15 protein-coding genes are annotated in these 22859 nt (G+C 70.7%); 6 read left to right on the forward strand and 9 right to left on the reverse strand.

From position 1 onward, the window contains the following. Nucleotides 1-12: 12 nt before the first annotated feature. The 7 genes from JHN45_RS09135 to JHN45_RS09165 all read right to left on the reverse strand — a co-directional run bounded on the left by JHN45_RS09135 (nt 13) and on the right by JHN45_RS09165 (nt 11232). The gene (locus JHN45_RS09135; protein WP_201048634.1) at nt 13-2196 is read right to left on the reverse strand and encodes an alpha-galactosidase; all 2184 of its coding nucleotides are present in this window, start codon (nt 2194-2196) and stop codon (nt 13-15) included. A 95-nt stretch (nt 2197-2291) separates the two neighbouring features. Then, nucleotides 2292-3653, reverse strand: a complete 1362-nt coding sequence (locus tag JHN45_RS09140; protein WP_201048635.1) for a sugar ABC transporter substrate-binding protein — start codon at nt 3651-3653, stop codon at nt 2292-2294. After that, nucleotides 3650-4687 (reverse strand): acetylxylan esterase, encoded by a 1038-nt coding sequence (locus JHN45_RS09145; RefSeq protein ID WP_201048636.1) that lies wholly within the window; start codon nt 4685-4687, stop codon nt 3650-3652. Before JHN45_RS09145 ends, JHN45_RS09140 begins: the two co-directional genes overlap by 4 nt. Continuing rightward, the gene (locus tag JHN45_RS09150; RefSeq protein ID WP_201048637.1) at nt 4681-7098 is read right to left on the reverse strand and encodes a glycoside hydrolase N-terminal domain-containing protein; all 2418 of its coding nucleotides are present in this window, start codon (nt 7096-7098) and stop codon (nt 4681-4683) included. The genes JHN45_RS09145 and JHN45_RS09150 overlap by 7 nt, the downstream gene beginning before the upstream one ends. A gap of 32 nt (nt 7099-7130) precedes the next feature. Beyond that, complete coding sequence (locus JHN45_RS09155) at nt 7131-8069, reverse strand: carbohydrate ABC transporter permease (RefSeq protein ID WP_201048638.1); 939 nt, start codon at nt 8067-8069, stop codon at nt 7131-7133. A gap of 11 nt (nt 8070-8080) precedes the next feature. After that, on the reverse strand, nt 8081-9106 hold the full coding sequence (locus JHN45_RS09160) for a carbohydrate ABC transporter permease (protein WP_201048639.1): 1026 nt from the start codon (nt 9104-9106) through the stop codon (nt 8081-8083). A gap of 56 nt (nt 9107-9162) precedes the next feature. Beyond that, entirely contained in the window at nt 9163-11232 is a 2070-nt protein-coding gene (locus tag JHN45_RS09165; protein ID WP_236583512.1) for a fibronectin type III domain-containing protein, read from the reverse strand. 369 nt (nt 11233-11601) lie between these two features. Here JHN45_RS09165 and JHN45_RS09170 point away from each other — a divergent pair, with 369 nt between their 5' ends. The 5 genes from JHN45_RS09170 (at nt 11602) to JHN45_RS09190 (ending at nt 17620) form a co-directional block, all read left to right on the forward strand. After that, nucleotides 11602-12756, forward strand: a complete 1155-nt coding sequence (locus tag JHN45_RS09170) for an ROK family transcriptional regulator (protein ID WP_201048640.1) — start codon at nt 11602-11604, stop codon at nt 12754-12756. An 80-nt stretch (nt 12757-12836) separates the two neighbouring features. Beyond that, nucleotides 12837-14639 carry a gamma-glutamyltransferase family protein gene (locus tag JHN45_RS09175; protein ID WP_201048641.1) on the forward strand — a complete coding sequence of 601 codons (1803 nt, stop codon included), beginning with the start codon at nt 12837-12839 and terminating at the stop codon, nt 14637-14639. Between the two features lie 109 nt (nt 14640-14748). Beyond that, nucleotides 14749-15591, forward strand: coding sequence for an inositol monophosphatase family protein (locus JHN45_RS09180; RefSeq protein WP_201048642.1), 843 nt, complete (start codon nt 14749-14751; stop codon nt 15589-15591). A 104-nt stretch (nt 15592-15695) separates the two neighbouring features. Next, nucleotides 15696-17105 (forward strand): NAD(P)/FAD-dependent oxidoreductase, encoded by a 1410-nt coding sequence (locus tag JHN45_RS09185; RefSeq protein WP_201048643.1) that lies wholly within the window; start codon nt 15696-15698, stop codon nt 17103-17105. Beyond that, nucleotides 17102-17620 (forward strand): O-acetyl-ADP-ribose deacetylase, encoded by a 519-nt coding sequence (locus JHN45_RS09190; protein ID WP_201048644.1) that lies wholly within the window; start codon nt 17102-17104, stop codon nt 17618-17620. The genes JHN45_RS09185 and JHN45_RS09190 overlap by 4 nt, the downstream gene beginning before the upstream one ends. Nucleotides 17621-17656: 36 nt before the next feature. On the opposite strand, the gene JHN45_RS09195 is transcribed toward JHN45_RS09190, so the two are convergent. Further along, nucleotides 17657-19393 carry a serine/threonine-protein kinase gene (locus tag JHN45_RS09195; protein ID WP_236583513.1) on the reverse strand — a complete coding sequence of 579 codons (1737 nt, stop codon included), beginning with the start codon at nt 19391-19393 and terminating at the stop codon, nt 17657-17659. A 168-nt stretch (nt 19394-19561) separates the two neighbouring features. On the opposite strand from JHN45_RS09195, the gene JHN45_RS09200 reads away from it, so the two are divergent. Beyond that, nucleotides 19562-20707, forward strand: a complete 1146-nt coding sequence (locus JHN45_RS09200; RefSeq protein ID WP_201048645.1) for an FHA domain-containing protein — start codon at nt 19562-19564, stop codon at nt 20705-20707. 53 nt (nt 20708-20760) lie between these two features. On the opposite strand, the gene JHN45_RS09205 is transcribed toward JHN45_RS09200, so the two are convergent. After that, the gene (locus JHN45_RS09205; RefSeq protein ID WP_201048646.1) at nt 20761-22620 is read right to left on the reverse strand and encodes a M1 family aminopeptidase; all 1860 of its coding nucleotides are present in this window, start codon (nt 22618-22620) and stop codon (nt 20761-20763) included. Nucleotides 22621-22859 lie beyond the last annotated feature (239 nt).

Below are 22859 nucleotides of genomic sequence, written 5' to 3' on the forward strand. Positions count from 1 at the left end.
CGCCGCGTCCGGTCAGCGGGCCGTCCTCGTGAGTTCGAGGAGCAGGGCCTGCTCGGGGTTGAGGTTCGGCAGGGGCAGGCCGGCGACGGTGAGCACCGAACCGGGCAGCGACAGGCCGTCGTCGAGGGCGGCGGACAGCCAGGCCGGTTCCGCTGTCTCGTGGAAGGACGGCAGGCCCAACTCGGCGCGTACTCGCACCCGGTAGGTCGCCTCGGGGTCCAGGCCGGGCAACTGCACTCGCCCGTACTGGCCCTCGGGGGACGTGGCGAGCCGCGCCCAGCAGTACAGCGCGGCCGACCCGTCGTGAGCCACGACTCCGTGCAGCAGCGTCGACTCGTCGGCCAGGTCGGCGCGGACCGTGCGGCCGCCGTGGAGCAGCGGGCGCAGTTCGCGGTGGAGGGCGGTCCAGGCGGTGAGGCGGGCCAGTTCCTCGGGGGAGCAGCGGGTGAGGTCCTGTTCGATGCCTGCGTGGCCGAACAGGGCGGTGCTCAGGCGGAGTTGGTCGGAGCTGACGCGGTCCGTGGTGTGGCTGGTGCGCGGGCCCACATGGGTGCCGACCAGTTCGGGGGGCAGCAGTTGCGCGGTCCAGCGTTGGATCGTCTGGCGCTCCACCGGGTCGTTGCAGTCCGAGGCCCAGACCCGGTCGGTCCGCTCCAGGATGCCCAGGTCGATCCGGCCGCCACCGGCGGCGCAGCTCTCGATCTCCAGCGCGGGATGGCGCTCCCGGAGGGCGTCGATCAGCCGGTAGAGGGCCAGGACCTGTGCGTGCGTCACGGGACGGTCGGCTGCGGAGTGCACGGTCTCGTGGAGGTCCCGGTTGTGGTCCCACTTGAGATAGGCGATGGCGTACTTCTCCACCAGCGCGTCCAGCGCGTCCAACAGGTACTGCCAGGCATCGGGGTTGGCCAGGTCCAGCACATGCTGATGGCGGGCCGCAGGGCCGACCCCGCGGGCGGGGCCCAGCACCCAGTCGGGGTGCTCGCGGGCCAGGTCGGAGTCCAGGTTGATCATCTCCGGTTCCACCCACAGCCCGAACTCCATGCCGAGCGACCGCACATGGTCCACCAGCGGGGTCAGTCCCTCGGGCCACACCACCGGGTCGACGGTCCAGTCGCCGAGCCCGGCGTCGTCCGAACGACGGCCCCGGAACCAGCCGTCGTCCAGCACGAACCGCTCGACACCGACCTCGGCGGCCCGGTCGGCCAGCCGTAGCAGCCGGTCCAGATCGTGGTCGAAGTACACCGCCTCCCAGCTGTTGAGGATCACCGGGCGGGGGCCGCGCGGATGCGTGGGGCGGGCCCGGAGGAGGGTGTGGAAGCGGTCGGCGAGCCCGTCCAGGCCCCGGTCGGACCAGGCGAAGTGACAGACCGGAGCGGTGTACGACTCGCCGGGCGCGAGCCGGATCTCCCCGGCCCGCAGGAGTTCGCCGCCGCCGAGCACCCCCGCATGGGCGCCCGCGCCCTCCGGCAACTGCTCGGCCAGATACCGCTGGTCGCCGCTCCAGGCCACATGAACGGCCCAGATCTCCCCGTCGCGGAACCCGAACCCGGGCACACCCACCGCCATGACGTACGGCGAGTCCACCCCCGGCTTGCCCCGCCGCACCTCACGGGCATGCGTGCCGAAGCCCAGCGGCTGCCGCTGCGGTGAACGTTCCCGGCTCCACTTGCCGGTGAAGTCTAGAACCTCGGACGCCCGGCGCGGCAGCGGCAGCAGCGTCGTGAGGCCCGCCAGGTCGTACGGCACCGGGTCGGCGTCCGGCCGGCGGGTGAGCGTGGTCCGTACCCCCAGTACCCCGGAGGGCTCCAGAACGTAGGAGAGCGTGACGTCGAGTCCGGTGCCGGAGTCGGTGAGGTGAAGGGTCAACTCCCCGCCCGCAGAACGGGGTTGGTGTGAACTGCCGGTCAGGGTCAGCCGGGGTGCGGCGAACGCGCCCGCGAGATGGCCCTCCTGGGCCGGGGTGCCGGACCAGGCGTCGGCCTCGGTGGGCCAGACGGTGAACCGGCGCGGGATGTCGACGGAGTTGTTGAGCACGGCGGGCTCGCCGGTCAGGGCGAGCGCGGCCAGGGCGTCCTGCGGGAGGTCGCCGAGGTCGGCCCCCCAGTGCAGCACCCTGGGCACCGGTTCGGTGAGCTCCACGACGAGGGCGGTGCCCGCCGCGCGCAGGATGTGGATCCGCGCCGTGGTGTCCGGCATGAAGAGTCCTTTCCGAGCGCCCGGATCTCACCGGACGGGCCCGGCTCAGTGGGCCCGTCCGGCGGCCGGACAGGGAGTGCGGAGGAGTGGTGGGGTCACTTCTTGGCGAGCAGCTGCTTGCTCTGCTTCTGCATGTCCGTGAAGACGGAGTCGCTCTTCTGCCCGGCGAAGTAGGCCTGGAACAGCGGCTGGAACGCGTCCTGGAGGGCCGCGCCGTTGCCGTAGACCGGGGACGGGTAGAGCACCTTGTCCTTGATCATGTCCGTGAAGACGGACAGGTCCACGCCCGTCTTGGCCAGCGCCGCGGCCGAGGCGTCCATGGAGGCCGGGATCGACGGGAAGAAGGTACCGGTCAGGGAGGCCTTGGACTGGCAGGCCTCACTGCCCATGTAGGAGACCCACTTCCAGGTCTGCTCGGGGTTCTTGGTGCCGGCCCAGATGTTGTTCCCGTTGGAGTTGCTCAGCACGGACCTGGTCTTGCCGTCCGGGCCGTAGGGGGTGGGCGCGATGCCGACCTTGAGGCCGGGAATCTTCACGAAGGTCGAGGCCTCCCACGAACCGCCGGTCTCCATCGCGACCTTGCCGGAGGAGAGCAGGTCGACATCGCTGACGCTGTCGTTGAACTGTCCGATCTTGGGCGCGTAGCCCTTGTCGGTCAGGGAGCGGATCCAGTCCATGGTCTTCACGAACCGCGGGTCGGCGTAGTTGAACACCGTCGGCCAGGTGGTCTTGTCGCCCAGCCGCCAACCCGTGGTGCTGACCAGCGGGTTCCAGGTGAACTGGCCGATGAAGTCCTTCGACGCGACCTCCCCGTAGCCGTACGTCTTGACGTGGGACTTGTCGAAGCCCTTCTCGTCGCCGCGACGGCCCTTGGTGTCGATCGACAGGTGGGCGATCATCTTGCCGAGCGTGCCGCCGTTGTCCGGGTTCCAGTTCAGCGACTTGACGTCCTGGTCGGTGTATCCGGCCTTCTTTACGGCGTCCTCGTTGAAGTAGACGCCGGACGCGGCCCAGTCCAGCGGCAGGGCGTACTGCTTGCCGTCGGTGAACTTCCAGGCGTCCACACCCACCGAGAACCGGGACAGGTCGAAATTGTCCTTCTTGATGAAGTCGTCCATCGCCAGCAGTTGGTGCTGGGAGGCGTACGCCTGGAAGAACTGGACGCTGTTCTGGAAGGCGTCGGGCGCGTTGCCGGCCACGAACCCGGCGGTCAGCTTGGTGAAGTAGTCGTTGACGTTGTACTGGGTGATCTTCACCTTGATGTCGGGGTTGGCCTTCTCGAAGTCCGTGGCGCACACCTTGTACGCGGCGGCCTGCTTGTCGTCCCAGGTCCACCAGTTGACGGTCTTCGAACCACCGGCGGAGGAGGCGCCGTTGGAGCACGCGGAGAGCAGCGCGGCCAGCGTGAGCGTGGCGCCCAGCGCGACCGTCTTCCGAACTCCCTTGATTCTTCTCATTGTTCCTTCTTTCGGGATGACGCGGTCGGTGCGGGGGACGGCTGCACCAGCGGATGGGACGACGTCTTGAGGAGGGCGCCGAACGCGCCCAGTGCGATGGCCAGGTCCTCGGGCCCGCCGGCGTCGTGGCCGTTGAACTCCCAGAGCCGCAGCTCCTTCTGGCCGGCGTAGGCGTGGTAGGCGGCGATCGCGGTGACGGCAGGGCACACCTCGTCGCGCAGCCCGGCGGAGAACCAGGCCGGGGCGTTCGCGCGGCGGGCGAAGGCGAGTCCGTCGAAGTAGCCGAGGGTGTCGAAGGTCTGCTCCACCCGGTCCCGGCGGGCACCCAGATAGCCGACGATCTCGGCGTAGGGCTCGGCGGAGGTGAGCCGGGTGGCGTGCCGGATGTCGCAGAGGAACGGCGACTGGAAGTGCGCCGCCGCCAGGTCGGGCACCAGTCCGGCGACCGCGAGGGCGATACCGCCGCCCTGGCTGGGGCCGACCACGGCGACCCGCTCCGGGTCGACGAGATCGGTGCGGGCGCGCAGCGCGTCCACGGCCCGGACGGCGTCGGTGAACACCCGCCGGTAGACGTAAGTTTCCTTGTCCTCGATGCCCCGGGTGAGGAAACCGGGATGCGCCGGACCGCTGCCGACCGGGTCGGGGGTCGCGCCCCCGCCCGCCCAGGCCCCGCCCTGGCCGCGTGCGTCCACCAGCAGATGCGCGTACCCGGCGGACGCCCACAGCAGGTCGTCGATCGGGGCGCCGCGCCCGCTGCCATAACCGTGGAACTGGACCACGGCGGGCAGTTGGCCGCTCCGCCGCCGGGGCATCCGCAGCCAGGCGCGGACGGGGTGGCCGCCGAAGCCGGGCAGCACGGCGTCGTGGACGTCGACCGTCTCCAACCCGGTGGCGACCTCGGTCAGTTGGAGAGTGGCCTGCTGTCCGGCGCGGGTCTCGGCGAGAGTGCCCTTCCAGAACGTGTCGAAGTCGGCGGGTTCGCGATAGGCGCTGCGATAGGCGAACAACTCGGGGACGTCCTGCTCGGTCAGCACGGCACCGGCTCCCCTCGGGGCCGAAGCTCGGCGTCCAACTCGACCTGGTGACCGGCCGGAAGCAGCAGCTCGGTCGTCCGGTCGCGGTACCGGACCCGCACGGTCTCACCGGAGTCACCCGCGTGCCGGCGTACGGTCGCACCGGTCAACTCGCCCTCGTTCCAGGCGAAGTCGACGGCCAGCCCGCCCCGGCAGCGCAGGTCCCTGGCCTCGCCCTCGGCCCACTGCACGGGCAGCGCGGGCAGCAGATCGAGGGTGCCGGTGTGGCTCTGCACCACCATCTCGGCGATGCCCGCCATCAGCCCGTAGTTGCCGTCGATCTGGAACGGCGGATGCGTGGAGAACAGGTTGGGCAGCAGTCCGCCCCAACGCGAGCCGTCCACGGGGGCGTTCACTCCCGAGTCGCCGTCAAGTGGCTGTACGGCCTCGAGGAACAGCGAGCGCGCGGTGGGGGCATCACGCAGCCACGCCCGCAGAGCGATCTTCCAGGACCACGACCAGCCCATCGCCCCGGGCCCGCGCCGGTCCATCGACTTCCTTGCCGCGGCGGCCAGTTCAGGGGTCGAGTCGGGATCGATCAGACCCAGCGGGTGTACGGCGATCAGGTGCGAGAGGTGCCGGTGGTGCGGGTCGGCCTCGGTCAGATCCTCGGCCCACTCCTGGAGCCGGCCCTCCGGAGAGACCGGCAGGCGGCGCAGTCGGGGCAGCGCCGCGCGTATCTCGCCGGTCAGCGGGGTGTCCAGACCCAGCAACTCGGCTGCCGCCAGGGTCCGTTGGAAGGTGGCCCGGATCAACGCCAGGTCCATGGTCGCGGTGCGGGTCAGCGACCTCGGGACGCCGTCGGCCAGGAACAGGTTCTCCGGAGAGGTCGACGGCAGGGTGTCCAGACAGCCACTTCCGTCGTCGACGAGCCAGTCGAGCAGGAACTCCGCGCAGCCACTGAGCAACGGCCAGGCCCGCTCCTGCAGGAAGACGGGGTCGCGGGTGAACTCGTAGTGGTCCCACAGGTGTTGGGACAGCCAGGCGCCGCCCATCATCCACAGCGCCCACGAGGTGTTGCCGTGCCCCATGCCGACCGGCAGCGCCCATCCCCACGGATCGGTGTTGTGATGCGCCACCCAGCCCCGCGCGCCGTACAACTCCCGTGCCACGGACGCGCCTTGGACGGCCACGCGGTCGAGCAGGTCGAACAGGGGCGCGTGACAGTCGCTGAGCCCGACCGTCTCCGCGCCCCAGTAGTTCATCTGGGTGTTGATGTTGATCGTGTAGTTGGACGACCAGGCGGGTCGCAGCTCCGCGTTCCAGATGCCCTGGAGGTTGGCCGGGGGGCCGGTGTGCGGGCGGGAGGCGGTGGCCAGGAGATGGCGGCCGAGCTGGAACAGCACGGTGGCGGTGAGGAGTTCGTCGTCGCCGCCGAGGATGTCGCGGGCGACGTCGAAAGTGCCGGAGCGGCGCGGCCCGACACGAAGGGACGTGCCGCCCGACAGGGCCCATACGTCGGCCTCGTGGTCCTTGAGGAGACGGTCGGCGCCCTGCGCCACGGCCCGTGCCGCGAGGTCGCCCGCGGTGGCCAGATGGGCGGCGCGGGCCACGGCCGGGGCCCCGCTCCAGTCGCGGTCGGCCGCGGTGGAACTGGCCAGGGTGAGCAGGACGTGCGAGGCGCCGGTGACGCGCAGACCTCCCTCGTCGTCCGCGGTCGTCTTGCCGTCGGTGTGCGCGGCGAGCGCGAGGGCGCCGAAGGGGTCGTAGCCGTCGACGGGACCGTCCGCGTAGCGCAGCGGTTCCGCGACCTCGGGTTCGTGGGCGGGGGCGCCGTCCACGGGAATCTCGATGCCCAGGGTGATGCCGTCGGGCGCGGCCGAGCGGAGTATCTCCCGCAGGGGAGTGGAGAGTTCGACGGCCAGGTCGACCGTGCCGCCGTCCGCGTCCAGGGTCGCGCACAGGGCGCCGGTGACGGCGTCGGCCCAGACCCGGCGCCGAACCGTCGTCCCTCGAAGGTCGAAGGAGTCCTCGGCGACCGCCGTGTCCAGGTCGAGCGTCCTGCCGTGGTAGGTGGCGTGCTCGCTGCCCGACACCGTCAAGTACAGGTCGGCGTACGGCAGATACTCCTGGCTGTAGGGGCCCTCGAAGGTCATGAGGAGGGACTCGGCGCGGTCCTGGTCGCCGGCGCGCAGCGCGGCGCGGACCTCTTCGAGCCGCTCCGGGCCTGCCCCTTGCGCGCGGAGTGCGGCGAGGGCGGTCGCCGGTCCGGAGGGGGTGCCGGACCAGACGGTGGAGTCGTTGATCTGGATACGGGTCCGGCCGGTGCCGCCGAAGACCATCGCGCCGATCCTGCCGTTGCCGACCGGGGCGGCCTCCGTCCAGGTGGCGGCGGGCGCGGGCCAGCTCAGCACCAGGTCGCTGGAGTGCATGGCTGTGTCGTCCAATCGAGGGGTACGGCCGGTCACTTGAGGCCGGAGAAGCCGATGGAGTTGACGATGCGCTTGCCGAAGGCGACGAACAGCAGCAGCATCGGCAGGGCCGCGACCAGGGCGGCGGCCATCAACCCGGCCCAGTCGGGGGCGGCTTGGGGCGAGGACTGCTTGAAGACGCCGAGCGCGAGCGTCAGCGGCTCCACGTTCTCGCTGTTGGTGATCAGCAGCGGCCAGAAGTAGTCGTTCCAGGCGTTGACGAACATCAGCAGCGACACCGTCGCGATCGGTGCCGTCGACATCGGCAGGATGATCCGGAAGAAGATCCGCAGCGGGCCCGCGCCGTCGATGATGGCGGCTTCCTCGACCTCCGTGCTCAGGCCCAGCATGAACTGCCGCAGGAAGAACAGCGTGAACGCCTGGAAGAGTGCCCCGGGCAGGATCAGTCCGGCGAACGTGTTCGTCAGGCCGAGGTCTTTCACGAAGACGAAGTTGGGCAGCAGCGTGAAGACGCTGGGCACCATCAGCGCGGTGATCAGGATGTTGAACACCAGGTTGCGGCCACGCCAGTGCAGCCGGGAGAACGCGTAGGCGCCGGCCGAGGCGAACAGCACGATCAGCACCGTCTGCACGGACGCGTAGATCAGCGAATTGCGCAGGTACAGCGCGATGTTGATGGCCGCGCCCGAGCCGCCCTGGGCCTGTGCGTCGGCGGTGGAGGCGATCCCGAGGACGCGTTCGAAGGCGCCCCAGGTGAAACCGACCGGCAGCGGCGAGGACGGGTGCGTCGACAGCTTGTAGTTGTTGGACAGCGCGGTGCGCAGGATCCAGTAGAACGGGAAGAGCGTGATCAGGACGATGATGCCCAGATAGATCCAGGCGACGATCCTGCCGGGGGAGAGGCTTCTGCGGTTCTTCCGGGGCCGGGGCCGCGCGGTGGCCGCCGGGCCGGGGGCGAGGGTGACTGCCATGACGGGCTCCTTCAGCTCAGGTCGGATTCGTTGGCGCGGGCGAGCCGCAGCTGGGTGAAGGTGACCGTGATGAGCAGGGCGAACAGGGCGAGCGAGAGGGTGGCCGCGTAGCCGAAGTCGAACTGCCTGAACGCCTTGCTGTAGATGTACATCTGCAGCACGTTCGAGGCGTTGGCCGGGCCGCCCTGGGTGGTGACCTGCACGATGTCGAACACCTGGAAGGAGTTGATCACCGTCAGGACGACCACCATGACCAGGATCGGCCGCAGCAGGGGCACCGTGAGGCGCCGGAACATCTGCACCTCGCTGGCGCCGTCCACCCGGCCGGCCTCGTAGACGGTGGCCGGGATGGTCTGCAGTCCGGCGAAGATCAGCAGGGAGTAGTAGCCCATCCACTTCCAGATGCTGATCGCGGCGAGGGACGGGATGGCCCAGGCGCTGCTGCCGAAGAAGAGAATGGAGTGGCCCGTCAGATGCTGCAGGACGAGGCTGACGACACCGAGGGACGGGTCGAGCATCCACTGCCAGACCAGCGCGGCGATCACGTTGGAGATCAGGAACGGCAGCAGGATCACTCCGCGCAGCGCCGACGACTTGGTCACCCGGTGCAGCACCACCGCCGTCACCAACGAGGCCAGGGTGTCGAAGACGACGGCCAGGATCACGAAGTAGACGGTGACGAGCAGCGAGTGCCAGAAGACGTCGTCGCCGAACATCTGGTGGAAGTTGGCCAGTCCCACCCAGTTCGGCGGGGTGAGGACATGGAAGTCGGTGAAGCTGAGGTAGATGCCTCGGAGGGTCGGATAGGCGTAGAAGACCGCGAATCCGACGACGGACGGGATGATCAGCAGGAGTGCGACCGGCAGGTCGCGGCGGCGGGCCGCCGCGGACCTGGTCGGCGCGTTGCGGCTCGCTCTGCGGGCCGAACGGGTCTTGCGGACGTGGGGGGTTGGGCCGGGGGCGGTGGCCGTGGTGGTCACCGCGGCGGACGGCGGTGTGGTCGGCGTCTTGGGCTCGCCCTGTGATGTGACCACCACGGAACTCTCCTCGGATGTCGGTCGGTTGGAGGCTGGTCAGGTCGGACGGACGACGGTCAGAGGACGATCCGGTCCACGTCGGCGGCGTAGTCCGTGGCGTTGCCGAAGGTGATCGTGTTGTCGCCGGCCTTCAGCTGGACGGGCACGGTGATAGAACTCGGCTGTCCCCAGACGTTGTCGTTGCTGCCGGGCAGGAACTGCTGGAAGGACGTGCCGCCGGTGGTGATGATCATCGTGCGGCCGGTGTCGCCGTCGGTGTAGTCGAGCTTCATCAGGTACGTGCCGTCCCGGGGCGCGGTGACGTGGTTGACCGCCACGGTTCCGGTGCCGCCGAGGTTGCCGACCTTCTTGCCGCCCGAGCACGCGGAGCAGTCGCCCACGGAGGCGTTGCCGCTGAGGGTGTTCCCGGAGGCCTCGGACTCGTAGGACACCGGTCCGCCGGCCGCCGGGGTGGTGACGTCAACTCCCTTGCTGGGGGCGGACTTTCGTCCCTTGGCGTCATGCGCGACCACGGTGAGGGAGTAGGCGGTGCCCGCCTTCAGACCGCTCACGGTGGCGGAGGTGCCGGTGACGGTGGCCTTCTTGGTGCCGTTGGCGTACACGTCGTAACCGGTGGTCTTCGTACCGGAGTTGACCGCGCTCCAGGCGAGCGAGACGCTGCCGGCCGTCGACGCGGTGCCGTGCACGTTCAGCGGCACACCCGGGTGGCTGCCGGTGCTCGGCGGTGTGATGCGCAGCAGACGCGAGCCGTGCGGGGCCAGGTTGGCGGTGAACTTGCCGCTCGCCGAGGCGAGGTTCTTGTGGCTCCACAGGTCGCGGACCTTGGCCTTGCCGGTGATGCCGAGGTCGCTGAAGTCCGCGGTCACGTCCGAGTAGCCCTTGCCCAGGTTGAACAGGGCCACGGTGTAACTGCCGTCGGCGTTGCGGGTGTACCAGGTCTGCTGCGGGGTCTTCTGGCTGACCGGCCGGGCGGGGGTGCCCGCCTGGTCGACGGCGATGACCTCGTCGTTGGTGAGCAGCTTCAGGCCGTACTTGTCGAGCTTGGTGAGGTCGTCACCGATGTACAGCGGCGCGGCCTCGATGGCCCACAGCGTCATGTAGCTCTGCCGCTCGGTCTGGTTGACGCCGTCCATGACGTCCGAACCCACGTCGAGCGAGTCGAGGTTGTTCCAGTGGCCGGGCCCGGCGTCGTCGATCCACGGCACGACGTCGTTCCAGCGCGCCTTCACCGAGTTGTTCCACGTCACCAGGGTGTCGCAGTAGCACTCGACGTCCGTGTCGATGCGCCAGCCGTTGGAGTTGGCCTTCCAGACGTCGGCCTGGTTGTGGCTGAGCGACCAGGACAGGGTGAACTCGATGGGCCGCCCGGTGTTCTTCAGGGCGGTGTGCCAGGCCTGGATGTCGGGGACGTTGTTGTGCGCCGCGTCGCCCTGGTTGGAACCGGGGCCCACGCCGTCGATCTTGAGGAAGTCGACGCCGAAGGAGGCCAGTTGATCAGCCTCGGACTGGATGTACTTGGTGGTGCAGGGGCTGGAGAAGTTCAGCTGGTAGGAGACGTCGTCCCAGCCGCTGGTCTTGCGCAGGTCCGGGTAGACGATGTCCTTGGTGGTGCAGCCCGGCGCGTTGTAGATGGGCGTCTTGCCGTCGTTGTACGCCTGCTGGTAGAGGCCCACGGCCAGATAGAGGCCGAACTTCAGTCCCTTGCGGTGGAGTTGGTCCGCGAGGTACTTCATCCCGTGCGGGAACTTCGTCAGGTTCGGGGTCGGCCGGGCGTAGGCGTCGCCCTTGGCGTCGTTCCAACCGGCGTCCACGTTCACGTAGTTGTAGCCGTGCGACTTCAACTTCGAGGACAGCACGTCCGCCTGTTGCAGGACGTGCGCCTCGGTGAGCCAGTCCCCGCCGTAGCCGGGGAAGTTGGTGGATTCGACGCTCCAAGTGCTGTAGCCCATATAGGGCTTGGCGGCCACGACGGGCGCGGTCGTGGCAGTCGTGGTACCGGATGCCCGGGCCCCCGAGGCGTCCGCGGTGGTCGCGGCCCGTGCGGAGGCGGGCACGACGAGCGCCGCCGTCAGCGCGGTGAGGCAGGTGAGAGTTCTCAGACGGGTGGATCGAGCTGGACGAGGCATGTGTGTACTCCGTCAGGGCGCGGCTGCAGGCGGGGTTCCCGCCTGAGGTGTCGAGGTGCGGGGAGCCTCTCGGTGGTGGTCGTCCCGGGACATCACCGAGAGGGTTCGCTGGGACCAACGGGCGAGTGGGTGGGGGCCACACACTCCTCACCGGCGCAGGACCGTCCCGTCCGCCCCGACGAGGAGTGCGGCGAATCTAGGCTTAGTTTCCTTCCAGCGTCAACATAGTCAACGCCCAGAAAACTCCGACCTTTGTGTGGCCTGGTGGGGGGTTTCAGCCACCTGCTGCCGAATGACCTGCGGTTTCAGGCCCATAGGGCCGATGAATATCCCTTGTCTTAGTTTCCAAAGGAAAGGTAACGTCGCCCCATGACCCTCGCCGACCAGCCCCCCGCGGCCGCACTCGTCCTGCAGACCCTGCTCCAGCACGGTCCGCTGAGTCGCGCCGAGATCGGCCGGCGGACCGGACTGACCGCGGGAGCCGTCACCAAGGTGGCCACCTCGCTGATGGCCGACGGATGGATCACCGAGGGCGGCAGGACCGCCACCGAGCGGACGAACGGCCGCCCGGCGACCCCGGTCGAAGTACGGCCCGAACGCGCCCTGTTCGCCGGTGTGAAGGTCACCGGCGAGGAACTCATCGGCGTACTCGCCGATCTGACGGCCCGTCCGCTGGCCTCCCGGCGCGTCCGCCTCGACTCGCGTGACGTGGGCACCGTGGTGCTGGCCATCGCCCGGCTCGTCGACGAACTGCGCACGGCGGCGAACCCGGCGGGCGCCGCCGACCTCCACGGCGTCGGGGTCACCATCTCCGGTGACGTGGACAGCCAGTCGGGCACGGTCCAGTACTCGCCCTTCCTCAACTGGCGCCGGGTACCGCTCGCCCAGCTCGTCGAGACGGCCACCGGGACACCCACGGTCATCGAGAACGACGTACGCGCGCTGACCGTGGCCGAGCAGTGGTTCGGCGCCGGTGTCGGACTGTCGATCTTCGCCCTGGTCACCGTCGGCGCCGGCATCGGCGCCGGGCTCTGTGTCGCCGGCCGGGTCGTCTCCGGAGCGCACGGCGTCGCGGGCGAGGTGGGACACCTCCCGGTGAGCGGCACCGACCGCATCTGCACCTGCGGCAACACCGGGTGCGTCGAGGCGGTCGCCTCCACCCACGCGATCGTCGAACAGGCCCGACAGGCCACCGGCGACGCGGAGTTGACCATGGACGGCGCGATCCGCCTCGCCCACACCGGCGACCCCGCCGTGCGGGCCGTCTTCGCCCGCGCAGGCCACGCGGTCGGCCTCGCCCTCGCCTGCGTCGCCAACCTGATCGGACCGGAGCGGATCATCATCTCCGGCGAGGGCGTCGCCTCCTACGACCTGTTCGCCGACCACATCCGGCAGGCCTTCGTGGACCACGCCTTCGGCGCGGCGGTGGACTGCGATCTCGTGGTCCGCCCCCTGCCGTTCGAGGAGTGGGCACGCGGCGGTGCGGTGGTCGCGGCGCAACGCGTGTTCGCGCCCGCGAAGTAGGAAGGTGACGTGTGCACGCCCCCGGTCGATAGTCTGCTGCCCGATCAGGACGACCACGCGCGCGACCGCAGAGGTGAGACATGTCCTTCACCACCCGCCCCACCCTCCAGGGCACCTTCGGCATGGTGTCCTCCACTCACTGGCTGGCCTCGCAGTCGGCGATGGCCGTCCTGGAGGACGGCGGCAACGCCTACGACGCCGCCGTCGCCGGGGCCTTCGTCCTGCACGTCGTGGAGCCGCACCTCAACGGCCCGGCCGGCGAGGTGCCCGTCCTGCTCGCCCCGGCCGGCGGCGAGGTCCGGGTGCTGTGCGGACAGGGCGTCGCCCCCGCCGGAGCCACGATCGACCACTACAGGGGACTCGGTCTGGATCTCGTACCCGGCACGGGCCCCCTCGCCGCGGCCGTCCCCGGCGCCTTCGACGCCTGGATGCTGCTGCTCCGCGACCACGGCACGAAGTCCCTCGCCGACGTCCTGAAGTACGCCATCGGGTACGCCGAGGACGGGCACGCGTGCGTGGAGAACGTCGGCGCGACCGTGGAGACCGTACGGCCCCTCTTCGAGACGGAGTGGACCTCGTCGGCGGACGTGTACCTCCCCGGCGGGAAGGCGCCCCGCCCCGGAGAGCTGTTCCGCAACCCCGCCCTCGCCGCCACCTGGAAGCGGCTGCTCGCCGAGGTCTCCGGGGCGGGCGACCGGGAGGCCCAGATCGAGGCGGCACGGGCGGTGTGGCGGTCCGGGTTCATCGCCGAGGCCCTCGTACGGCAGTCCGGGCGGCCCACCATGGACACCAGCGGCGAACGCCACACCGGCACCCTCACGGCCGCCGACCTCGCCTCCTGGTCCGCGTCCTACGAGGCCCCGGCGACCTACGACTGGAACGGCTGGACACTCTGCAAGGCCGGCCCCTGGAGCCAGGGCCCGGCCTTCCTCCAGCAACTCGCGCTCCTTCCGCCCGAGTTGCCGCCCTACGGGTCCGCCGACTACGTCCACCTCCTGATCGAGGGCTGCAAGCTCGCGATGGCCGACCGGGAGGCCTGGTACGGGGACGCGGGCGAAGAGGCCGTACCGCTGGGGGAGTTGCTGTCGGCGGAGTACAACGCGGCGCGGCGGGAGCTGATCGACGAGAAGGCCTCGCACGAGCTGCGGCCCGGCAGCCCCGGAGGGCGCGTTCCGCGGCTGAGCGGGCACGCGCGCGTGGTGGCGCCCGCGGAGTCCGGGTTCGACCCGCTGGGGGCGGGGGAGCCGACCGTCGCGCGGGTCACGGCCGACGGCGGCACCCGGGGCGACACCTGCCACCTGGACGTCGTCGACCGCTGGGGCAACATGATCGCGGCCACGCCCAGCGGCGGCTGGCTCCAGTCCAACCCCGTGGTGCCCGAACTGGGCTTCCCCCTCGGTACCCGGCTGCAGATGGCCTGGCTGGAACCGGGGCTGCCCAACTCCCTTGCCCCGGGCCGCCGTCCGCGCACCACGCTCACGCCGTCGATCGCCCTGCGCGACGGAGTGCCGGTCCTGGCGTTCGGCACACCGGGCGGGGACCAGCAGGACCAGTGGCAGCTGCACTTCTTCCTCGCGGTCGCCACGCGCGCGAAGGCACGCGGCGGCCTCGACCTCCAGGGCGCGATCGACGCCCCGAACTGGCACAACGACAGCTTCCCCGGCTCCTTCTACCCGCGCGGCATGCGACCGGGCAGCGTGACTGTCGAGTCCCGCATGGACGAGGGGGTGGTGGAGGAGCTGCGGCGGCGCGGCCACGACGTGACCGTCGGGGACGCCTGGTCGGAGGGACGGCTGTGCGCGGTCGCCCGGGAACCGGCGGCCGGGATCCTCTCGGCGGCGGCGAATCCCCGGGGCATGCAGGGGTATGCCGTCGGACGCTGATGCATCCACTGGTTCGGTCGGTGATCGCGAATCCGGGTGTTCATGGTGATTCCACCCGGAGTGCACCGGGCGGGTGTGGATTGTCAGTGGCCCGTGCTCTCATGGAGACATGATCGAAGACACCGAAACCATCGACGAGTTTCTCGTACAGCACACGGCCGACGTCGCGGACGCGATCCGCAAGGCGGCGGCGGCCGAGATCATGCCCCGCTTCCGGCAGCTCGCCGCGCACGAGATAGACCAGAAGAGCGGCCCGCACGACCTGGTCACGGACGCCGACCGCAACGCCGAGCGGTATCTGACGAAGGAACTCGGCATCCTCCTGCCCGGCTCGGTCGTGGTCGGCGAGGAAGCGGTGCACGCCGACCCGGAGACCTACGAGGCGATACAGGGCGACGCCCCGGTCTGGATCGTCGACCCGGTCGACGGCACCCGCCAGTTCGTGCGCGGCGAGACCGGCTTCTGCACCCTGGTCGCGCTCGCCCGGCACGGCGAACTGCTCGCGTCCTGGACCTACGCCCCCGCCCGCGACCAACTGGCCACGGCGGTGAAGGGCCGCGGCGCCTTCCTCGACGGCGTCCGGCTGCACTCCGGAGCCCCCGACCCCGCCCGGGACCTGGAAGTGGCCACCTCCCACCCCGACTACACGACGGACGCCCAGAAGCGCGCCCTGCTCGGTCTGTGGGCGGACGGGGTGCGCACGCGCCCGTGCGGATCGGCCGGACTGGAGTATCTGGCCATCGCCCGGGGCGAGTTGGACGCCACGGCCTTCTCCTGGGAGGCCGCCTGGGACCACGCGGCGGGCCTGCTCCTCGTCGAGGAGGCGGGCGGCGCCCACCTCACGCTCACCGGAGAGCCCTTCCGCATCACGGGCGGCAACGCACTGCCGTTCACGGCGGCCCGGGACGCGGCGACGGCCCGCCGCGTCATGGAGCTGCTGAGGGCGTCGTAGGGTCACGGGTTCCGCACACTGGACGGACCGGCCCCGGCGATGTCGGTCCTGCGGCATATCCTGGCCCCCAGGGCTGACGAAGAAGGGGTCCGAAGGTGCCGTCGATGCTCGATGCGGTCGTGGTGGGTGCGGGGCCGAACGGACTGACGGCTGCCGTGGAGCTGGCCCGGCGCGGCTTCTCCGTGGCCGTGTTCGAGGCCCGGGACACCGTGGGCGGCGGCGCCCGCACCGAGGAGCTCACCCTCCCCGGCTTCCGGCACGACCCCTGCGCGGCGGCGCACCCGCTCGGCATCAACTCGCCCGCGTTCCGCGCCCTGCCCCTGGAGCGCTACGGCCTGGAATGGCTGCACGCCGAGCTGCCCATGGCGCACCCCTTCACCGACGGCAGCGCGGCCGTGCTCTCCCGGTCCGTCGCGGAGACGGCCGCCTCCTTCGGACCGCGCGACGCGGGGACGTACCGGAGGCTGGTCGAGCCCTTCCTCCCCAAGTGGGACACCCTGGTCCGCGACTTCATGTCCCTGCCGTCCACCTCGCTGCCCCGCGACCCGGTCACCCTCGCCCGCTTCGGCCTCGCCGGACTGCCCCCGTCGACCTGGCTGACGGGCCGCTTCCGCGACGAGCGGGCCAAGACCCTGTTCGCCGGACTGGTCGGCCATGTCATGGCCCCGCTCAACGGCTTCGCCACCGGCGCCATCGGCCTGGTCTTCGCCCTCGCGGCACACGCGCGCGGCTGGCCGGTGGCCCGCGGCGGCTCCCAGTCCATCTCGGACGCCCTCGCCGCCTACCTCAGGGACCTCGGCGGCGAGATCCACACCGACTACGAGGTCAAGCGCCTCGACGACCTCCCCCCGGCCCGCGCCTACGTCTTCGACACCTCGCCAACCGCCCTGGCGAAGATCGCGGGCTTCGGCAACCACTACGACAGCTACCGCTACGGCCCCGGCGTCTTCAAGATCGACTACGCGCTGGACGGCCCGGTGCCCTGGACCGCCAAGGAGGCGCGCACCGCCGGCACCGTGCAGATCGGCGCCGACAGCACGGAGATCGGCAACGCCCTGCGCGCCGCGTCCCGCGAGAACCGAGCCCCCGAGCGGCCGTTCATGATCACCGTGCAGCCCAGCGTCGTCGACCCCACCCGGGCCCCGGCCGGCAAGCAGGTCTTCTGGGCCTACGGCCACGTCCCCAGCGGCTGGACCGGCGACCTCACGGACGCCCTGGAACGCCAACTGGAGCGCTTCGCCCCGGGTTTCCGCGACCGCGTCCTTGCCCGCGCGACCGCGGGCCCGCCCGAACTCGCCGCCCGCAACGCCAACTACGTCGGCGGCGACATCGGCACCGGAGCGGTCTCCGGACTCCAGATCCTCCTCCGCCCCAAACTCTCCCTCTCTCCCTACGGCACCCCGCACCCGGCCGTCTTCATCTGCTCCTCGGCGACCCCGCCGGGACCCGGTGTGCACGGCATGTCGGGCCATAACGCGGCGAAGGCCGTCTGGCGCAGACTGAGGCAGGCATGACCACCAGCACCACCATCAAGCTCGTCCGGGGCGACATCACCCGCCAGAGTGCCGACGCGATCGTCAACGCGGCCAACTCCTCGCTCCTGGGCGGCGGAGGCGTGGACGGCGCGATCCACCGCCGGGGCGGCCCCGCGATCCTGGAGGCCTGCCGAAAACTCCGCGCCTCGCACTACGGCAAGGGCCTGCGTACCGGGCAGGCGGTCGCGACGACGGCCGGCGAGCTGGACGCCCAGTGGGTGATCCACACCGTGGGCCCCGTCCACTCCCGCGAGGAGGACCGCTCGGACCAACTCGCCTCCTGCTACCGGGAGTCGCTGCGCGTCGCCGACGAACTCGGCGCCCGCACGGTCGCGTTCCCCGCGGTCTCCGCCGGGATCTACGGCTGGCCGATGGACGACGCGGCCCGCATCGCCGTGGAGACGGTGCGGGATACGCCGTCGGCGGTGGAGGAGGTCACGTTCGTGCTGTTCGACGAGGCGGCGTACGAGGCGTTCGGTCGGCTGGTGCGCTGAGGGCGGTCGGGGAGCGGGTGCTCAACTCCCCGTCCGTCAGGGCGTCTTCCAGAGGGTCAGCTCGGTGACGTAGTCGCGGGCCTCGACGCCGGAGGCGTCCTTCCGGACGACGACGTCCTTGATGTCGAGCAGCGCCAGGTTCTTCTCGTCGGTGACGGTGCACAACAGTGTGCCCTTGGTCAGTTCCTTGCCCTGGTCGGCGTCGGCGAGTTGGGAGGGCAGCGCGTTCGCCGCCGCGCCCTGGGCGCACTGTTCCGGCGTGGGGCCCGCGCTCTTGCCCATGGTCGTCACGAGGTTCAGGGTGTGGGCGGTGCCCCACTCCGCGTACTGCAGCTCGGCCCCGGTCGTCGAGCTGGAGGCGTGGGTGTCGATCCGCGGTGCGTCCAGGTCGACGTTGGTGTACGAGCTGCGGCCGGTCGTGAACTGGGCGCGCAGGGTGAGGGGTTCGGCCTTGAAGACCGTGGTGTAGCCGTTCGGTGTTGCGGTCGTGTTCGTGCCTGCGCTCGTGCTGGGGGACGAGGCGGTCTTTCCGCCGCCTCCCTGTGCGGCGGTGTCCTTGCCCTTGTCGTCGTCGCGGGTGAGGACCCAGGCCGCGGTGGCCACAACCACCACGGCGAGCGCGGCGGCGCCGACGACCAGCGGGGTTCGCCTGCGGGTCGGTACCGTCGGTACCGAAGCGGAAGCCGAAGCCGAAGCCGGGGGCGCCGGGTCGGCCGGGGGCCGGGGCGGCCGTGTCGGGGCATGCTGCGTCGGCTCGCCGGGCCCCGACCCCGGTACGTGGGTGGGTGTGTACCCGTCGGGCGGTACGGTCGTCGCGCCGGCCGCACCCGCACCCGTGGAGGCACCCGCGACGCTCACATCGCCGCCCGACACCCCCTCCTCAAGCGCGAGTTGCTCCTGCCGGGCGATGTCCTCCGCGACCGCGGCGGGCAGCCAGCCGGTGAAGTCCCGCAAGGGGCGGCCCGCCGACTCCTGGCACAGGTCGGCCAGTTCGGCCGGGGTCGGGCGGGCAGCCGGGTCGGCGATGAGGGTGCGTTCCAGGATCGTGCGCAGCGGCTCGGGGTACGAGGACAGGTCCGGTGGGCGGAACTCGGTGTTGGCGATCTTCGTGGCCAGCGTGATGGCCCCCGAGTCGCCGTACGGATGGCGGCCGGTCGCGGCCACGGCGGCGATCAGGCCGAGGGAGAAGACATCGGCGGCCGGGGTCTGTTCCTGGCCGTTCGCGTGCTCCGGCGACATGAACTGCGGGGTGCCGATGAGCCCGCCGCTGCGGGTGAGCTGGGTCGCGTCGGCGGCCCGTGCGATGCCGAAGTCGATGATCCAGGGGCCGTCGGAGCCGACGAGGACGTTGCTCGGCTTCATGTCCCGGTGGATGACACCGGCCTTGTGCACGGCCTGCAGCGCCTCCGCCGCGCAGCCGGTCAGCTGGAGCACCGTGGGCAGCGGGAGCGTCCCGTACCGGGCGAGGACCCGGTCCAGGGCGAGGCCGGGGACATAGACGGTGGCGAGCCAGGGCTGTGGCCCGGTGGTGTCGTGGTCGACGACCGGGACGATGTGGTAACCCTGCACCCGGCGGGCGGCGGCCGCCTCCTGCTCGAAACGGCGGCGGAACTCCTCGTCCTCGGCGTACTCCCGGCGGATCACCTTCAGGGCGACCGGCTGGTTGCCGCGGGTGCGCGAGAGATAGACGGACCCCATGCCGCCCTCGCCGATCCGGGCGAGCAGTCGGTAACCGGCCACGTCCTGCGGGTCGTCGGGACCCAACGGTCTCAAGTGGCCAGCGTTTCCAGCGTCGTTCAAGATGATCGGCCCCCCTCGCCAGGCGAGTGATCGTACCGGTGCAACCCGGTCATCCGGAAGGGCCCGAGGAGATCAAGGAATCAAGGCGAAGTTCGGGGAGAATCAGGGCAGTTGACGGTCACGTCGGACGGTGAGGCGCGCATGGAACACCACCTGGTCCCTTCGGCGGAGGGCGCCGACTATCTGCTGGAACTCTCCAACGTCGTACGCCAGACCTCCATCGGCCCCCGAGGACCGCGCTCGCTGCGCCGACTCGACCTCGTCCTGCGGGCGTTGACGGAACTCACGGGGGACCCCGATGTCTCCGTCTACCTCGTCGCCGACACCAGTCTGCTGGGCGGGCACCGGGAGTTCGGCGATCCGGCCGAGGTCCGGCGGCTGCGCCGGTGGGTGGCCGAGGGGCTGGTCGAGGAGGTGGACGACGCCGACGAGCGCGTCCTGGACCTGGCGCGGATGACCGGTACCCGGGTCGTCACCGGGGACCAGTACGTCGACCATCGCGTGGAACACCCGTGGATCCAGGGGAACACCTGGCAGTTCCTCAGACCCGAGCCCCGCCCCGACGGCTCGGTCGCCCTCGTGGCCATGGACATGGGCGTGCGCACGGAGGCCGAGATCTCCTACCGCATGGAACTCGCGGCCCTGAAGAAACAGGGCCTGCTCGGCCCGGCCCGCACCCCGCTGACCGAGGTCGTCATGCGCAACTGGCGCTGCCCGGAACCCCGTTGCACGCTCTACGACGTCCACCGGGGTGACCGCGTCCTGCTGCCGCGCATGCGGCGCGGTGTCCCCACCTGCGAACTGCACGGCGCCCCGCTGGCCGACGAGGGGCCGAGGCCCGCCGCCGCCCAGCTCAAGGTCGTCATCGACCGTGTCTGCGTGGCCCGTTACACCCTCGCCGAGGGTTCCGAGGCCCATGTCGGACGGCTGCCGGGACCTGAGGGCATCGCCCTGCACAGTCTGCTGTCGCCGGAGGTCGCCGCGCGGGTCAGCCGCCGGCATGTGGCGCTCTCCGCGCGGGGCGGGACGCTCCTGGTCCGAGATGTCAGCACCTACGGGACACGGATGCGCGGCGCCGGCCGTAGAGGTGTGCCCGGCCCCTGGGAGACGCTGCCGCCCGGAGTGGACCGGTCCTTTCGGCCCGGCGACGAGGTCGAACTCGCCCCCGGGGTCGTGCTCGTCCGCAGCGGCCGGCGTTTCCCCGCCGAACTCGCCGACGCCTGGCGTACGGAGGCCGGCGGGACCGTCGTACCGCCGGCCGCTGTGGCACCCACACGACGGGTCTGACCGCAGAGGGGGGTCGGCGTGCCACCGCCAACCCCCCTTCCGCCGGCCGATGATCAGCCGATGATGCGGTGTGTCGTCCAGAACGAGGTCAGGTCCGTGGTCGTCGCGGCCTGGGCCGCCGCCTTGAACTCGGCCGTGGTCGAGACGCCGTACCAGTGCGAAGTGGCGTAGTCCTTCAGGAGTTTGGCCATCACCGTGTCACCGAGGGTGCGGCGCAGGTCGTGCAGGGCGCACTTGCCGTAGCCGTAGACGACGGTGGAGTAGCGGGACGAGTGGGCGTCCCAGTACGCCATCGAGTTGGTGATGTTCTCCGCCGAGGACGCCCAGGAGACGCTGTTCCAGCAGTTGGTGCCGGTCAGGCCCTGGGCCAGGTCGGTGGCGTAGTCGGTGAACGCCTCGTCCAGCCAGGGGCTGTTGTACTCGTCGTCGCCGACGATGCCGTAGAACCACTGGTGGCCGATCTCATGGGTGAGGGCCGTGGTGCTGACCAGGTCGAGGACGAAGCCGGGGTACTCCATGCCGCCGAACCAGAAGTTGTTGTCGATGACGGCGTCCAACTCGCCGTACGGGTAGGCCCCGAAGCGGCCCGCGTGGGCGTCGACTGCTGATTTGGCCGTGGTCAGCATCGACTGGGCGTTGGCCGAACTGATGCCCGTCACCGAGTAGATGTTGATCGGGGTGCCCGCCGTCGACGTACCCGAGATCTTGGTGAACGGGCCCGCCGCCCACGCGAAGTCGCGGACCTTGGAGGCGGTGGCCGTGGTGATCGTGCGGCCGCTGGAGCCGGCGGTGTCGACCGACGCGCCGGTGGCCGGGACCAGCAGGGTGGTCGGGTGGTCCAGGGTCACCTTGAAGTCGGCGGCCAGGGAGTAGAAGGACTCGCCGTTGTTCGTGTACGGGTCCAGGTGCCAGCCCGAGCCGTCCTTGATCGCGAGGACCGGCAGCGCGTTGCCGATCATGCTGAACGCGCCGTCGTAGCCGAACCGGTCGGCGCCGCTGGGGACAGTGATCCCCAAGTCGAAGCCGATCGTGGTGGATTGGCCCTGCGCGAGCGGGGTCGGCAGCGCGATCTGGAGGGCCGTGCAGGCGACCGAGAGGGCGCCCGCGGTGCCGCCGGTGACATTGGTGACCGTGATCGGCGGGGCGGTGCAGGTGCCGTGGTAGTTGTCCCACAGCCGCAGGTACACCTCGGTCAGCGGAGTGGCCGAGGCGTTGGTGAAGGTCGTGCTCTCGTGGCCGGTCCAGACCGTGCCGGCGGTGTTGCTGCTCAGGCTCACGGTGTACGCCGGGGCGGCCGGTGTACGCGTCGAGTCGGCCGGCGGGGCGGTGTCGCCCGAGGTGTTGAGGGCGATGTCGTCCACGACGAAGCTCGTCTGGAGGCTGGAGTCCTCGACACCGGAGAAGGCGAGGCTCACGGTCTGGCCCGCGAACGACGACACGTCGAACGACTTCTGAACGTATCCGGTGGCCTTGTTCAGGTTCGAGTAGGTCGCCAGCGTCGTGCTGCCGATCTTCGCCGTGAGCTTGTCGTACGCGGTGGACGAGGTCGTCTCGGCGGTGTCGATGTGCAGCCAGAAGGTCAGCGTGGCGCTGGCGCAGCCGGACGGGATCGTCACGCTCTGGGAGAGCGTGTCGGTGTGCGTGCCGCCGGTGCCGTCCAGCCAGGCGAAGCTGGTGCCGCCGTGGGCGCTCTGCCCGGTGCGGCTGGTGATGACGGTCGTCGAGGACTGGGTCCAGGACGTGGTGCCGCTCTCGAAGCCGCCGTTGGCGACCACCTGCGCCGGGGCACAGGCGGCGGCCACGGGAGCCGCGTCCGGTGCCGCGGCGGCCGGGGTGACGGGGAGCGAGAGGGCGGCCACCGCGGCGACGGCGAAGACGCCGGCTGCGAGAGCCTTGTGGGGGGTCGGTCTCACACGGAACTCCTTATACGGCGGCCGGGATTCCGGCCTGCTCGGTGGCCGCCCGGCCGGACTGGGTGTGCCGGCGGGTGGCCTCGGGAACGCGCGTAGCTGGTGCGTGATCGCGGGGGAAGCTTCGCAGATTTGACCGGGCCATGCCATAAAAAGAAGGAAGTGTGCGCATGGAGTGGAGGAAGGTGCGAACGAGGGCCGGAGTGTGCCGTACGTAGGCCTACGTTGACCGGGCCATGCCT

The sequence above is a fragment of the Streptomyces sp. MBT53 genome (assembly GCF_016654115.1).
In the GTDB taxonomy this organism is placed as follows: domain Bacteria; phylum Actinomycetota; class Actinomycetes; order Streptomycetales; family Streptomycetaceae; genus Streptomyces.

Bases quoted from the DNA above. Each gene is read 5' to 3' on its own strand.
- JHN45_RS09180 (WP_201048642.1), top strand. From the start codon at position 14,749: ATGATCGAAGACACCGAAACCATCGACGAGTTTCTCGTACAGCACACG.
- JHN45_RS09150 (WP_201048637.1), bottom strand. From the start codon at position 7,098: ATGCACTCCAGCGACCTGGTGCTGAGCTGGCCCGCGCCCGCCGCCACC.
- JHN45_RS09140 (WP_201048635.1), bottom strand. From the start codon at position 3,653: ATGAGAAGAATCAAGGGAGTTCGGAAGACGGTCGCGCTGGGCGCCACG.
- JHN45_RS09170 (WP_201048640.1), top strand. From the start codon at position 11,602: ATGACCCTCGCCGACCAGCCCCCCGCGGCCGCACTCGTCCTGCAGACC.
- JHN45_RS09135 (WP_201048634.1), bottom strand. From the start codon at position 2,196: ATGCCGGACACCACGGCGCGGATCCACATCCTGCGCGCGGCGGGCACC.
- JHN45_RS09165 (WP_236583512.1), bottom strand. From the start codon at position 11,232: ATGCCTCGTCCAGCTCGATCCACCCGTCTGAGAACTCTCACCTGCCTC.
- JHN45_RS09185 (WP_201048643.1), top strand. From the start codon at position 15,696: ATGCTCGATGCGGTCGTGGTGGGTGCGGGGCCGAACGGACTGACGGCT.
- JHN45_RS09190 (WP_201048644.1), top strand. From the start codon at position 17,102: ATGACCACCAGCACCACCATCAAGCTCGTCCGGGGCGACATCACCCGC.
- JHN45_RS09155 (WP_201048638.1), bottom strand. From the start codon at position 8,069: ATGGCAGTCACCCTCGCCCCCGGCCCGGCGGCCACCGCGCGGCCCCGG.
- JHN45_RS09200 (WP_201048645.1), top strand. From the start codon at position 19,562: ATGGAACACCACCTGGTCCCTTCGGCGGAGGGCGCCGACTATCTGCTG.
- JHN45_RS09175 (WP_201048641.1), top strand. From the start codon at position 12,837: ATGTCCTTCACCACCCGCCCCACCCTCCAGGGCACCTTCGGCATGGTG.